Origin of the sequence: Catenovulum agarivorans DS-2 (genome assembly GCF_000568405.1) — a bacterium.
In the GTDB taxonomy this organism is placed as follows: domain Bacteria; phylum Pseudomonadota; class Gammaproteobacteria; order Enterobacterales; family Alteromonadaceae; genus Catenovulum; species Catenovulum agarivorans_A.
This window is the reverse complement of sequence record NZ_ARZY01000005.1, coordinates 1-14,857: the sequence shown is the minus strand read 5'-3', so window position 1 is coordinate 14,857 and position 14,857 is coordinate 1. Positions and strand designations below refer to the sequence as shown.

The following is a 14,857-nucleotide window of genomic DNA, read 5'->3' as shown; positions in this document are numbered from 1 at the left end:
CTACCCAAGATTACAGGAAAGCAAAATGAAAATGACCACTGCTGAACTTAGGCAGGCTTTTTTAGACTTTTTTGCCAGCAAACAACACCAGATTGTTGATAGTAGCTCATTAGTCCCAGCCAATGACCCAACGTTATTGTTTACTAATGCTGGTATGAACCAGTTTAAAGACTGTTTTTTAGGTTCAGATAAACGAGCCTATACACGCGCAACTTCTTCTCAGCGCTGTGTGCGAGCTGGTGGTAAACATAACGACTTGGAAAATGTTGGTTATACCGCGCGTCATCATACTTTCTTTGAAATGTTGGGTAATTTTAGCTTTGGTGATTACTTTAAAGAAGAAGCAATTACCTTTGCGTGGGAATTGTTAACCGAGGTTATTAAGCTTCCAAAAGAAAAGCTTTGGGTAACTGTATTTACTGAAGATGATGAAGCTGCTGATATTTGGATCAACAAAATTGGTGTTGATCCTGAACGTGTATCACGCATTGGTGCCAAAGATAACTTCTGGTCGATGGGCGACACCGGCCCATGTGGCCCGTGTACCGAAATATTCTACGATCACGGTGAGCACATTTGGGGTGGACCTCCAGGGACGCCAGAAGAAGACGGTGACAGATATATCGAAATTTGGAACCTAGTCTTTATGCAATATAACCGTCATGCCGACGGTACAATGGAGCCATTACCTAAACCATCGGTTGATACTGGTATGGGGTTAGAGCGTATTGCTGCTATTTTACAAGGTGTCCACAGTAACTATGAAATTGATATTTTCCAGAATCTAATTGCAGATATTGCCAAACTATTAAAGGTTGAAGATCTATCTGCAAAATCATTGCGCGTGATTGCTGATCATATTCGCTCTTGCGGTTTCTTAATTGCCGATGGTGTGATGCCGTCAAATGAAGGTCGTGGATATGTATTGCGTCGAATTATTCGCCGCGCGATTCGTCATGGTAATCAATTAGGTGCAACAGAAGTCTTCTTTTGGAAAGTTTACCAATCACTGATTGAGCAAATGGCACAAGCTTATCCTGAACTGAAAACTCAACAAACGATTGTTGAAAAAGTTTTGCGATTAGAAGAAGAGCAATTCTTAAAAACATTAGATCGCGGTTTAGCCATCTTGAACGAAGCATTGGCTGATTTACAAGGAGATACAATACCAGGCGAGCTGGTCTTTAAATTGTATGATACTTACGGTTTCCCAGTTGATTTAACCAATGATGTTGCACGTGAGCGCAATATCAAAATTGACGAAGCTGGTTTTGAGAAAGAAATGGCAGCGCAGCGCCAACGAGCTCAACAGGCAAGCAATTTCGGTAAAGACTACAACGCCGATGTTAAATCAGACCAAGTTACAGACTTTATTGGTTATGAAAATGAAGTTGCCGAATCTGAGATTATCGAGATCTTAGTCGATGGTGCGGCGGTTGATAGTGTAAATGCAGAGCAAAAAGCGATTATTGTCTTAAAAGATACACCTTTCTATGCTGAGTCTGGTGGTCAAGTGGGTGATACTGGCCAATTACTCCAAGGTGGTGCTGTGTTTGATGTGCAAGACACAGTTAAAATTTCTAAAGCATTTGGCCATCAAGGTATTGCATTAGCGCCACTTGCTGTCGGTGAAAAAGTGCAGGCGAAAATCGATTCAAGTCGTCGCCAATCAATTAAGCTTAATCACTCAGCTACCCATTTATTGCATGCTGCGTTACGACAAGTTTTAGGCGAACACGTTAATCAGAAAGGTTCGTTGGTTCTATCCGATAAACTTCGTTTTGACTTTTCGCATTTTGAGGCGGTAACCGCAGCAGAGCTGCAACAAGTTGAAGATATTGTCAACGAGCAAATCCGCAACAATAATCCATTAGAAACGCGTTTGATGGCGATTGAAGATGCTAAAGCGGCAGGTGCAATGGCGTTGTTTGGCGAAAAGTATGATGACGAAGTTCGTGTAGTATCTATGGGCGATTTTTCAATTGAATTGTGCGGTGGTACTCATGTACAAGCCACGGGTGATATTGGTTTATTTAAAATAACTTCTGAAGCTGGTATTGCTGCAGGCGTTCGCCGTATAGAAGCGATTACAGGCCAAGCTGCGTGTCAATATGTAGTGGACACGCAAGCACGCTTGAATAAGATTGCAGCCTTATTAAAAACCGATAGTAACAATGTAATCGACAAAGTGACTCAAGTATTAGACAAAAGCAAGTCTTTAGAAAAAGAGTTACAGAAACTACAAGATAAACTATCAAGCCAAGCGGGTAGTGATTTATTGGCATCAGCTAAGGAAATCAGTGGTACTAAGTTATTAGCTTCTGAGATTTCTGGTGTTCAACCTAAAGCTTTACGAACTACACTAGATCAACTTAAACAAAAAATTGGTTCGGGTGTGATTGTATTAGGTTTAAAGGGTGAGCAGAAAGTAAACCTTATTGCTGGTGTAACTGACGATTTAACATCTAAAGTTAAAGCAGGTGAGTTAGTCGCTATGGTGGCTGCTCAAGTTGGTGGTAAAGGCGGTGGCCGTGCCGATATGGCGCAAGCAGGCGGAAGTCAGCCTGAAAACTTAGCTTCAGCACTGCAAAGTGTTGAATCTTGGCTTGCAACAAAATTGTAAACAAGTAAGATAACGTTCTTTGGTTGCAACTATTATTATTTTTTAACCTAATTGTAAAAAAACTTTGGTTATTAATGATTTTTGAGCTAACTTTAGCAGTAGGTGCAACCGCTGTTGACGGTATTGGAATATAGGATAGGAGCTGCAAATGTTAATATTAACAAGACGTGTTGGTGAAACACTTATGATCGGTGATGAAGTTACAGTTACTGTTTTAGGTGTTAAAGGTAATCAGGTTCGAATTGGTGTTAATGCACCGAAAGAGATTTCTGTTCACCGTGAAGAGATTTACATGCGAATTCAAGCAGAAAAAAATCAAAGCTCGGGTAACACCGAATATTGATCTTTTCCTTGACAAAGAATTACAAAAAACCGGCTTTTTAGCCGGTTTTTTATTTTCATCAAGGTAACGATCATGTTACGCAGACTTGCGCGGTTTACGATATTCGCTGGCCATAACCTTAACTTGCTTAACCATATTCTCCTTAACATCCAATACTTCCATAGGATAACCGGCCAAACGAAAGCATACATTTGGATTAGGGATATCTTCTAAATGTTCTAGAATTAAACCGTTTAGGGTTCTTGGTCCATCTTCAGGTAACTTCCATTTAAACTGTTTATTTAAATCTCGTATATTGCTGCTCGCATCGACTAAAAAACTACCGTCATTTTGTTTAACAGTGTTAGAAGTGGGTAAGTCCATGGTGGTGGTAAAGTCGCCTACAATCTCTTCTAATATGTCTTCTAAAGTGATAAGCCCTTGAATATCACCATATTCATCCACAACCAAGCCAATGCGAATTTTATTACGTTGAAACTTAAGCAATTGAACATTCAATGGTGTGCCTTCAGGCACGAAATAAATTTCACGTACCGCACGCAACAAAGTTTCTTTGGAAAACTGTGTTTTCGATAACAGTCTTAACACGTCTCGAGAGTGGACAAAACCAACAGCATCATCCACAGTATCACGATATAATAATATACGCGTGTGTGTGCCATGCGTGAGTTGTTTAACGATATCTTTCCAGTCGTCGTTAATATCGATACCAGCAATTTCATTACGTGGCACCATAATGTCGTCTACTGTAACATTTTCTAAATCCAGTACACTTAACAGCATGTCTTGGTGACGACGAGGAATTAATGCGCCTGCTTCGTTTACCACAGTTTTTAGCTCTTCGTGGGTCAGTGAGTCTTCTCGATTATCTAGGTTAATTCTAAATAACTTCAGCACACCATTGGTAACTAGGTTTAATCCCCATACAAAAGGGTAAAACGGCACCATTAAGGCACGTAAAACATAAGAAGCTGGAAACGCAATCTTCTCTGGAAAATAAGCTGCAAGTGTTTTCGGCGTCACTTCAGCAAAAATTAGTAGCACTATGGTTAATCCAAAAGTCGCGACTGCAACACCATAATCACCAAATAAACGTAAACAAATAACGGTTGCTATCGATGAGGCCGCAATATTGACTAAATTGTTGCCAATCAAGATAAGCCCGATAAGTCTGTCAGGTCTATCTAACATTTGGGAAACTTTTTGCGCTGTTTTGTCGCCCGATTGAGACATATGTCTTAATTTATATTTATTTAAAGACATCATGCCGGTTTCTGAGCTAGAGAAGAAAGCTGAAACGAAAACCAAAACACCTAAAATTATCAATAGTGTATTGGTGGATATACCGTCCAATAGAAAAGTCCTATATTAGTTAAACACAACAAAGTTACTGCCTTTATTGGGGCAAGATAACTTAATTCAAGCAGCTTGCAATACGACTTCGCGAATGAAGCGGCTGCCAAAATAACCAACTGTAAGCAAACTAATGCCAATAGTTGTTAAGCTCACAACAATTCTACCACGCCAACCTTGCTTCTGGTGACCTATAATAACGCTTATAAAAAGCATAAATGCCAAAATCGATAAAATGGTTTTGTGCGCTTGGCCAGATCCCCAAAAATCTTCCATAAAAATAAAGCCGGTAAAAATTGAAATAAATAAACACAAGCAACCAAGCTTAAGCAAGCCGATAATTTGATGTTCAATTGAATTTAATGAGGGCATAGGTAAAGCTAAAACGGACAAATCATGATGTTTGAGTCGATTTGCCAAAAAGCTATATTGATAGGTTAAAACGGTCGCTAATGTAAGCACGCCGTAACTGAATAAGGCTAAACTTATATGAGCAAAGTTTTCCAATGACCAGTGAGCGTTTGATTCCGCAGATGGAAGAACAAAAAAATTGCCGCTGCAAATAATAGAAGTAAATAACAACACCATAGGCACAGCAAACAAATTTTTACTAAAAAAGTAAAACGCCATCACCAAAGCCGCGCCGAATAGCGCAAATATATTACAAACTAAGAATAACGAGTAAGTATCTTGGTGTGTTAAATCAAAAGCACTAAACAAATAACCTAGATGCAAACAAATAGCGACAACACCCTTACCAATAAACAATCCAGTATATTTATGTAGTTTATTGAACAAGCGTAAGAATAACCCCGACGCGCTGGCTAAATAGGCAAACACAGCTGCAATGGCCAAACTCATTTATATTCCTTTGTTAAAATTAATTATCAAATTTGCTTTAAGGGCCCATTTTCCATTCTATTGGGCTAAACGCAAGTGATTAGTAGATAAAGTTGTTAAAAGTGAACGTCATTAGGTACAATGGCGCAAAATTTGATGTGATATATATGCAGGAACAGTCAATCCATGTTTGAGAATTTATCCGATCGCCTCAGTCAAACGTTAAAGAATATAACGGGCAAAGGCCGCCTTACAGAAGACAACATCAAAGAGACTTTACGTGAAGTACGTATGGCTTTATTAGAAGCCGACGTTGCTTTACCTGTTATTAAAGAATTTATTAATAACGTAAAAACTAAGTCATTAGGTATAGAAGTTAGTAAAAGCTTAAACCCTGGCCAAGCCTTTTTAAAAATAGTTAATGCTGAACTTGTCAGTGCTATGGGGGAAGCGAATGAATCGCTAAATTTAGCAACACAAAAACCAGCTGTCATTATGATGGCAGGTTTACAAGGTGCAGGTAAAACAACCTCTGTCGGTAAATTAGCTAAATACCTAAAAGAGCGAGAAAAGAAAAAAGTTTTAGTCGTCAGTGCTGACGTATATCGTCCAGCTGCGATTAAGCAGTTAGAAACACTGGCTGAAGACATTGGTGTTGAGTTTTTTCCAAGTAATGTAGAACAAAAGCCTGTAGATATAGCTAACGGCGCAATTGCACATGGTAAATTGCAATTTTTTGATGTGGTGATTTTAGATACCGCCGGTCGTTTACATGTTGACAGCGACATGATGGACGAAATTAAAGACTTGCACGCAGCCGTTAACCCAATAGAAACTTTATTTGTTGTGGATGCGATGACAGGTCAAGACGCAGCAAATACGGCTAAGGCCTTTAATGAAGCGTTACCTTTAACAGGCGTTATCTTAACTAAAGCAGATGGTGATGCTCGTGGTGGTGCGGCTTTATCCATTCGTAATATCACTGGTAAACCAATTAAATTTATTGGTACAGGTGAAAAAACCGATGCATTAGAACCTTTCCACCCAGACCGAATTGCTTCGCGCATTTTAGGAATGGGCGATATTTTATCTTTGATTGAAGAAGTAGAACAAAAAGTCGACAAAGATAAAGCAATGAAGTTGGCTAAGAAAGTTCAAAAAGGTAAAGGTTTTGACTTAGAGGACTTTAGAGACCAGCTAGCACAAATGCGTAATATGGGCGGTATGATGTCATTAATGGGTAAACTACCAGGAATGAGTCAATTGCCAGACAATGTCAAAGACAAAGTCAATGATAAGCAGTTTGTGCAAATGGAAGCCATTATTAACTCAATGACACCGAAAGAGCGCGCTAGACCAGACCTTATTAAAGGCTCTCGCAAAAAGCGAATCGCGATGGGGTCGGGTACTCAGGTACAAGACATTAACCGCCTATTAAAGCAGTTTACCCAGATGCAAAAAATGATGAAAAAAGTTTCTGGCAAAGGTGGCATGTCGAAAATGATGCGTGGAATGAAAGGTATGATGCCTCCGGGTGGCGGTTTTGGTGGACCTGGTGGCCCAGGAGGTATGTTCGGTCGTTAAAACAAACGCTAAGCCTGTAAAAATTCAGTAACTTTAGTGGTGTATTGATACCACTAAAGTTGCATTCCCCCCTAATATGTGTACAATTCACGGGCTTTTTGCCAGCGATGGTAAAAAGCAGCCAATTTTTATTTCAATTAACTAATCAACTATGGGTACGATATGGTAACAATTCGTTTATCTCGTGGTGGTTCTAAAAAGCGTCCTTTCTACCAAGTAGTAGTTGCGGATAGCCGTAAACCTCGCGATGGCCGTTTCATTGAGCGTGTTGGGTTCTTTAATCCAGTGGCTCGCGGTGAATCAGAGCGTTTACGTTTAGACTTAGAACGCATCAATCACTGGATCAGTCAAGGTGCACAAACCTCTGATCGTGTAAAAAGCTTAATTAAAGACGCTAGTGCAGCGGCTTAATTTCAGAGTTTTAAGAAAGTTAAAAGATGACTGAACCAGAGAATAAAGTTGTAGTAGGGCGCTTAGGTGCTGTGTACGGCGTAAAAGGCTGGTTAAAAGTAAATTCTTTTACAGAAGACCCTGAAGCAATTTTTGCTTACAGCCCTTGGACAATCGGCCGAGACAAGCTGTGGCAAGAAACAAATATTGTCGAGTGGCGTCGACACAACAAAGGCCTCATCGTTAAATTAGAAAACGTTGATGTCAGAGAAAAAGCTCAATTGCTAACTGGTATGGAAATTGTTGTACCAGAAGCGCAATTGCCAGAACTCGATAAAGGTGAGTTTTACTGGCGTGATTTAGTCGGTTTGGCCGTTGTAAATACTGATGGCTACAACATGGGTACTGTTAAAGCACTGATGGAAACTGGCTCAAATGACGTATTAGTAGTTAAAGCAAACCTGAATGATGCATTTGGAATGCAAGAGCGTTTAATACCATTTATTGATGAGCAGGTTATTGTGTCAGTAGACAAAGATAATCAGCTAATCACGGTAAACTGGGACGCGGATTTTTAATTGTGTCTACATTAAATTGGATTGGGGTGATAAGCCTTTTTCCTGAAATGTTTGATTCAGTTTCCAATTACGGCGTAACAGGACGAGCACTTAAAAAAGGTATTTTTGAGTTGCATCGGTGGAACCCTAGAGATTTTACTCTGGATAAACACCGAACTGTAGATGACCGCCCTTACGGCGGTGGACCTGGCATGTTAATGATGGTTCAGCCTCTACAGGATGCAATACGTGCAGCAAAAGCGCAGGCAGGTGAAGGTGTTAAAACCATATACTTGTCTCCACAAGGCAAAAAATTTGACCAGGTGGCAGCGCATAATATGGCTAAACAATCAAAATTACTGTTGGTTTGTGGTCGTTACGAAGGCATAGATGAAAGACTCATAGAGTCTGAAATTGATGAAGAATGGTCTATTGGTGACTTTGTATTAAGTGGTGGGGAACTGCCCGCGATGACGCTAATAGATGCGGTAACTCGCTTGTTACCCGGGGTGTTAGGACATAATTTGTCAGCTGAACAAGATTCGTTTCAAAACGGTCTGTTAGATTGCCCTCATTATACAAGGCCTGAAGTATTAAATGATAAAGCTGTACCACAGGTTTTATTAAGTGGTAACCATGCAAAAATTGAGCAATGGCGAATGCAGCAAGCATTGGGTCGAACTTGGTTAAGACGCCCAGAATTATTAACAAACCTAGCTCTGACTGATGAGCAAAAGCAGTTATTGGAAGCATTCCAAACTGATTATTTGCAAGAATAGCAGTGTACTCTAGGAAAGGTAGGTTATTATGAGTAACATCATTCAACAGCTCGAACAAGAGCAAATGAAACAGGACCTTCCTTCTTTTGGTCCAGGTGACACAGTAGTTGTTCACGTTAAAGTAAAAGAAGGCGACCGTGAGCGTTTACAGGCTTACGAAGGCGTTGTGATCGGTAAAAGAAACCGTGGTTTAAACTCAGCTTTCACTGTACGTAAAATGTCAGGTGGTGAAGGTGTTGAGCGTACTTTCCAATCTCACAGCCCATTAGTTGCAAAAGTTGAAGTTAAGCGTCGTGGTGACGTGCGTCAAGCTAAGTTATATTACTTACGTAACTTAACTGGTAAAGCTGCACGTATCAAAGAAAAGCTTGCTAAAAAATAATTGGCTTGTAGAGAGGCTCGCATTTGCGAGCCTTTTTCTTATCAGCTAAAGTTAACTCACAACTTTGGCTAAAATGACCTTTAAATGCCTGAATCTCAAAATCCAATCACGGTTTTAATCGAAAACTTATTTGAGTATATCAAACATAATTTGTCGGCAGATTATGGAGAATATCAAGAAATAGACGTTTTACGTCAACTTTCTCAGCATAATCCACCGCTTATACCTGAATACGATCCCGCTGATTCCTTACAACTTTTTCAAGTCCACTTCTTACTGTTTCATTGCTTGTATAAACTGCAACTGCATTGGCTTAAACACAATAAGGCTTACCTACAAATCGGCCTAGCAAAGTTTCAAGTGACGCCGATTATGGCCAGCGACAAACAAGTTGGCAATGCATTAACCGATGCAGACCCGATGCAAGCATATTATTTAGACCTAAACAATTTATACTCAACTGACCAGAATCAGGTCGAAAGGATGTTAGCAAATTTTTGGCAAAAATTTCAGCAATACTGTCACAGCGACCAATACATCCAAGCGTGCAACACTCTAGAGGTCAGACCTGAAAGTAGTTTACATGTCAAAAAACAAAGGTATAAAAGGTTATGTGCTTTGCATCATCCAGATAAAGGTGGTGATGTCTCGACAATTCAACAAATTAATCAAGCTTGGACTGTTATTAAAGGTTGAACTAAAGTTGTTAGTGAAATAAATGTTAAACGCTTGTTTGAATTTTTTTTAGTAAACTGCAATACTCCAAGTAAATAAAAATCTCCTGACTAAAGAGAAATAACATGGAAAAAATTTGGCTTAAGCAATATCAACAAGGCGTACCAGCAACGATAGATGCAGACCACTACGCAAGTCTAGTTGAATTAATTGATGAGTCCTGCAGCAAGTTTGCCGAGCAAACTGCGTTCATCAATATGGATAAGTCACTGACTTACCGTGAATTGGATGAAAAGAGTAAACAGTTTGCCGCCTATTTACAGAACACGCTTGGGCTTGGTAAAGGTGATGTTGTTGCGCTGATGATGCCAAACTTATTGCAATATCCAATCGCGTTATTTGGTTCGTTAAGAGCAGGCTGTACAGTTGCAAACGTTAATCCTTTATATACGCCGCGTGAGCTTAAACATCAATTAAATGATGCAGGTGCCACCACAATAGTGATCGTCGCAAACTTTGCTGCAACTCTAGAAAAAGTAGTAAATGAAACACCAGTAAAAAATATAATATTAACTGAGTTGGGTGATCAGCTTGGTGGTTTAAAGGGTTTTATAGTCAATAAAGTTGTAAAGCACATCAAAAAAATGGTGCCTGAATACCAATTACCAAAGCCAATTAAATTTAACCATGTACTTGCATCAGCTAAAGCATCCGAATATAAAAAACCAACAGTAACAGGCGAGGATATTGCTTTTTTACAGTACACCGGTGGCACCACAGGCGTTGCTAAAGGCGCAATGCTCACCCATAGAAATATGGTGGCAAATTTAATGCAAGCAGGTGCTTGGTTAGACCCTTGTTTAGAATACGGTAAAGAAACGGTTGTAACCGCATTGCCTCTATACCATATCTTTGCGCTCCTAGCCAATTGCTTTAACTTTATGAAATATGGTGCAACCAATATTTTAATAACCAACCCAAGAGACATGCCTACTTTTGTAAAGGAATTAAATAAACGACCGTTTACCGCATTAACCGGAGTTAATACCTTGTTTAATGGTTTATTAAATGCAAAGGGTTTTGCAGAGGTGGATTTTTCTAAACTTAAATTGTCGTTAGGTGGTGGCATGGCAGTGCAGCGACCTGTTGCGGAACGGTGGAAAAAAGTAACTGGTACACGCTTGTTAGAAGCCTACGGTTTGACTGAATGTTCGCCGGCGGTGACGATAAACCCAATTAACTTGCAAGATTACAATGGTGCTATTGGTTTACCTATACCTTCTACTGAATGTCGCGTTGTCGACGAAGACGGCAACGAAGTGGGCGTAAATGAACCTGGTGAATTACAGGTAAAAGGCCCACAAGTCATGAAAGGGTACTTTAATCGTCCTGAAGCAACGGATGAAGTTATCAAAGATGGTTGGTTTTGTACTGGCGATATAGCCGCGTACGACGAACAGGGATATTTTAGAATAGTCGACCGTAAAAAAGACATGATCTTAGTTTCGGGCTTTAATGTTTATCCAAATGAAGTTGAAGAAGTTGTCGCGATGAACGATAAAGTACTTGAAGTTGCAGCAGTTGGCATTCCACATGAGAAGTGTGGTGAAGTGGTGAAAATTTTTGTTGTTAAAAAAGATCAATCACTTACAGAGCAAGAGTTAATTAATCATTGCAAAGATAATCTGACTGGTTATAAAATGCCCAAGTCTGTCGAATTTAGAGAAAGCTTACCAAAAACTAATGTTGGTAAAATTTTACGTAGAGAGTTAAGACCACAAAACTAATGGCCCCCTTTATAATTGTTTTAATTTGGACACTAAGTCAGTTATTGTCTTGGTATATAGCGAAAAAACGCAACGCGAGAGTGACTTATTCACACAAGCTAATGAGCTTAGTTCTAGGGCCATTGTTGTTGCCGTTTGTATTTATACTTAGGCCACAGCCAGCAAGACACTAGAATGATTAAAACGCCGTATTTTAATGCGGCGTTTTTAGTTATAGCGGTTTTGCAACTGCACTAATTAAGCTAAAATTCCTGCCGAAAATATCCGCCTAAACTTAATAAGTAGAATTCAGTATGCAGTCTTCCAATTTCGACCAATTAAATCCACAACAACAAATCGAACAACTAAGAATTCAACTCGAAGAATATAATTACCAATACTATGTCTTAGACAATCCAAATGTACCGGATGCCGAATACGACAGGCTAATGCTGCAACTAAAAGACTTAGAAAATGCACACCCAGAGTTTTATAGTGAAGATAGTCTAATTTTGCTATCAAATAGAAACAATACAAATCACATGATGGCAGCGGTATAGGTACAGAGTTATGTCAAAAAAAATATTAAACGAAAAACAAATTGCCATTATTGAAGAATTAGATCTGAATGTTACAGCTTCTGAAATAGAGTCAATGCTTATCAAAACAGATTTTGATTCTGAAAAACTGCTAACTTTGCTGAAAGTAGCAAATGCGACTTATAGAAGCGGTTTTCCAATAATTGAAGACAGCGAATACGATAAGTATCACAGCCACTTAGAACAACTTGATCCAGAAAACCCTTTTTTAGCAGTGGTTGAACCTGAAGTCTTAATTGATGCGAAAACGGTTCAGCTACCGCAAAGAATGCTATCAACAGATAAAGCCTATTCATTTGATGAAATAAAACGATGGACAGAACGCATCTTAAAAGCAGCAAGTGAACTGGATATTGCAGAACAAGACATCCAAATCAGAATCACGCCAAAGCTTGACGGTTATGCAGCGTTTGATGATGGCCAAGTGCTTTATACGCGAGGTGATGGTTACCGAGGTCAGGATATAACCCGAGCGTTTGAACGTGGATTACAAGTTGCTAATAATGGTAGCCGTGGCTTAGGTCCGGGTGAAATTGTCATCAAAAAAACGTATTTTGACGAAGTGCTGAGCGAACACTTTGAGAATTCGCGTAATATTCAGGCAGCCATTATCGCCGAGAAAAAAGTAGATGGAAATGTGCAAAAAGCGATTGATGATGGCGCATGTGTATTTTATCCATTCTCAGAACTAAATAACTGGACTGGTAGTATTGAAACCTTACTGGCGGACTTTGACAAGCTTGTCGAAGAAATGTGGAATACGGTTGATTTCGATATTGATGGCTTAATTTTAGAAACCACTCATGAAGCTATAAAAGCGCATATGGGGGCAACCAGAAAGTTTCATCGCTGGCAAATTGCATTTAAAGTGAATACTGAATCTGCGGAAGTTGAAGTCGTTCAGGTTGTACCACAAACATCAAGAACCGGGCGTGTATCTCCGGTAGCGGAACTCGTACCAACTAAGTTAAGTGGCGCTACCATAAGCCGTGCAACCGTTCACCATTACAATATGGTTAAAATCAATGGTGTTGGCCCTGGCGCGTTGATAAAGCTAATTCGTAGCGGATTAGTAATACCCAAGATCCTGGAAGTTATAAGACCTGCAACGCCACAATTACCTGAAAATTGCCCAAGTTGTAATGCACACCTTATTTGGGAAGCTGACCATTTAATGTGCCCAAATAAAACGGACTGTCCGGCACAAACTGAAAACACTTTGATTCACTTTTTTAAGACTTTAGGCAATGTTGATGGTTTTGGGCCAAAAGTGATTGAGAAAATTTCGGCTCATGGGATTAAACATATCCACGAAATTTATGAATTAACTAAAGATGATTTTGTTGGATATGGATTTGGTGACAAAACATCGCAAAACTTAATTGATCAGTTAAATGCGAGCCGTGAAATAGAAATTGAAGACTGGCGCTTTCTTGCTGCATTTGGTGTTAGTCGGTTAGGTGGTGGTAACTGCGAGAGGTTATTACAACACCATTCACTAACTGAGCTATTCAGTTTAACGGTTGAGGAAATGGTGAAGATTGATGGTTTTGCTCAGCTTAGTGCCGAAGCAATCGTTGAAGGTTTAGCCAATGTTGAAAAAGAGTTTAGGCAGGTTTATGCGTTAAACTTCAATCTGGCGACTACTGACAAACTATCTGAAATGTCAGAACTTGATTCACCAATTGCGGGTAAGACAGTGGTATTTACTGGCTCTATGGTTCAGGGCACGCGTGGCGATATGGAAAAGCAAGCAAAAGCTCTTGGAGCTAAGGTGGCTAAATCCGTCACTGGTAATACTACCTATTTAGTAACAGGTGAGAAGGTTGGCGAGAACAAAATTAATGCAGCTAGAGAAAAAGGCGTGGAAGTAATAACTGAAGCTGAGTATTTGGATTTAATTAGTATTATTTAGATTTTCAACATGTATTACAAAGCCAACTTTCTTCTAGTGGAAGTTGGCTTATTTATAAATTAATTAGTTCCTATCGCTCAAATTCTATGAGCGTTGTACTGAAAGTTCACGACTCTAGACCATAGGGCTTTAAACACCGAAAGTCGCTAGGTGAGTTAATATATGAACAGCTCTTGCTAAAAGTTTTTATTGATTGAATAAGTTAAAGGATTTGATAATATTCTAAGAAATAAGGATAGACATTAAAATTTATATGGATAAACGACTAGAGCCACAACTAAAAAATTGTGATGAAGTAAAAGCAATACTGAAAAGAGTAGATGTCCCTTTTACTCTTGCCGATGGCAGAACAGTCGAAACCCTTCTTATTTATGTTTCACCTGATGGTGAGCCTGACCCACTAACACAGCTTTTTGCGACCATAAAAAATGGAATATTGACGAACTTCGTTTTAAGGTGCAGTGAAATTGAGAAAAAACTCGGATTGAAAAAAGAAGGTGCTGCTGAAAAGCTCTTTGAAAAATCAATTCGTAAGTTAAGTCAGCACACAGCAAAGGGAGAGTTAGGTGAATTAATTTTGTTCACTTTGCTTGATGTATATCTAGGAGCTCCTAAATTATTAAGCAAAATGTCATTTAAAACTTCCCGTAAAATGCCAGTTTTTAGCGCTGATGGTGTGCATGGGCAGTTTTATGATGGCAAGTTCAAGCTGTTTCTAGGAGAGTCAAAGCTGTACAAGGATTTTAAATCGGGGGCAACTGAAGCAACCAGTTCGATAAAAAAAGCGGCAGATAAATACCAAGAAGAATTTGATTTAATTGAAAGTTTTATTGATTTCCCAAATCTAGATGAAGAACATGAAGATATACTTTTAGACATATTGAACCCGTTAACTAATCCTGATTTTGAAGATGTTTTATACAATTCTTGTTTCATAGGTTTTGCTAAACCTGAGTTGGTTGGATGCTTGCCAAATGAGTTTGAAGCAGCCTATCTCGAAGTCGCTGGTGAATATATTGGATGAATCACCCCGAACTTGTCGGAGGCTAAT

At 39.3% G+C, this 14,857-nt stretch carries 13 protein-coding genes and 1 pseudogene; 12 read left to right on the top strand and 2 right to left on the bottom strand.

Features of this window, described 5'->3' with window-relative positions; genetic code table 11:
- Window positions 1-25: 25 nt before the first annotated feature.
- Window positions 26-2,623, top strand: coding sequence for an alanine--tRNA ligase (gene alaS, locus DS2_RS03950; RefSeq protein ID WP_035013354.1), 2,598 nt, complete (start codon window positions 26-28; stop codon window positions 2,621-2,623).
- A gap of 148 nt (window positions 2,624-2,771) precedes the next feature.
- Window positions 2,772-2,966, top strand: coding sequence for a carbon storage regulator CsrA (gene csrA / locus DS2_RS03945; RefSeq protein ID WP_035013353.1), 195 nt, complete (start codon window positions 2,772-2,774; stop codon window positions 2,964-2,966).
- Between the two features lie 75 nt (window positions 2,967-3,041).
- Here csrA and DS2_RS03940 read toward each other — a convergent pair whose 3' ends face one another.
- Window positions 3,042-4,319, bottom strand: a complete 1,278-nt coding sequence (locus DS2_RS03940) for an HlyC/CorC family transporter (RefSeq protein WP_035013352.1) — start codon at window positions 4,317-4,319, stop codon at window positions 3,042-3,044.
- Between the two features lie 66 nt (window positions 4,320-4,385).
- Window positions 4,386-5,180, bottom strand: a complete 795-nt coding sequence (locus DS2_RS19650) for a cytochrome C assembly family protein (RefSeq protein ID WP_051479606.1) — start codon at window positions 5,178-5,180, stop codon at window positions 4,386-4,388.
- A 165-nt stretch (window positions 5,181-5,345) separates the two neighbouring features.
- Between DS2_RS19650 and ffh the strand changes: the two genes are divergently transcribed.
- The 10 genes and pseudogenes from ffh (at window position 5,346) to DS2_RS03885 (ending at window position 14,830) form a co-directional block, all read left to right on the top strand.
- Window positions 5,346-6,743, top strand: coding sequence for a signal recognition particle protein (ffh, locus tag DS2_RS03930; RefSeq protein ID WP_035013351.1), 1,398 nt, complete (start codon window positions 5,346-5,348; stop codon window positions 6,741-6,743).
- A gap of 162 nt (window positions 6,744-6,905) precedes the next feature.
- Entirely contained in the window at window positions 6,906-7,154 is a 249-nt protein-coding gene (rpsP, locus tag DS2_RS03925; protein ID WP_035013350.1) for a 30S ribosomal protein S16, read from the top strand.
- A 26-nt stretch (window positions 7,155-7,180) separates the two neighbouring features.
- Entirely contained in the window at window positions 7,181-7,711 is a 531-nt protein-coding gene (rimM, locus tag DS2_RS03920; RefSeq protein ID WP_035013349.1) for a ribosome maturation factor RimM, read from the top strand.
- Between the two features lie 2 nt (window positions 7,712-7,713).
- Entirely contained in the window at window positions 7,714-8,469 is a 756-nt protein-coding gene (gene trmD, locus DS2_RS03915) for a tRNA (guanosine(37)-N1)-methyltransferase TrmD (protein WP_081754179.1), read from the top strand.
- Between the two features lie 28 nt (window positions 8,470-8,497).
- Window positions 8,498-8,851, top strand: coding sequence for a 50S ribosomal protein L19 (rplS, locus tag DS2_RS03910; protein ID WP_035013348.1), 354 nt, complete (start codon window positions 8,498-8,500; stop codon window positions 8,849-8,851).
- A gap of 84 nt (window positions 8,852-8,935) precedes the next feature.
- A complete protein-coding gene (locus DS2_RS03905) occupies window positions 8,936-9,547 on the top strand; it encodes a DNA-J related domain-containing protein (protein WP_051479605.1) in 612 nt (203 codons plus the stop codon).
- A gap of 104 nt (window positions 9,548-9,651) precedes the next feature.
- Complete coding sequence (fadD, locus tag DS2_RS03900; RefSeq protein ID WP_035013347.1) at window positions 9,652-11,313, top strand: long-chain-fatty-acid--CoA ligase FadD; 1,662 nt, start codon at window positions 9,652-9,654, stop codon at window positions 11,311-11,313.
- Between the two features lie 293 nt (window positions 11,314-11,606).
- A pseudogene (locus DS2_RS03895) lies at window positions 11,607-11,798 on the top strand (DNA ligase LigA-related protein); the annotation flags it as partial.
- Window positions 11,799-11,862: 64 nt separating this feature from the next.
- The gene (locus DS2_RS03890) at window positions 11,863-13,806 is read left to right on the top strand and encodes a BRCT domain-containing protein (RefSeq protein ID WP_035013345.1); all 1,944 of its coding nucleotides are present in this window, start codon (window positions 11,863-11,865) and stop codon (window positions 13,804-13,806) included.
- 253 nt (window positions 13,807-14,059) lie between these two features.
- Window positions 14,060-14,830, top strand: coding sequence for a DUF1837 domain-containing protein (locus DS2_RS03885; protein ID WP_035013469.1), 771 nt, complete (start codon window positions 14,060-14,062; stop codon window positions 14,828-14,830).
- The last annotated feature ends 27 nt before the right edge of the window (window positions 14,831-14,857 follow it).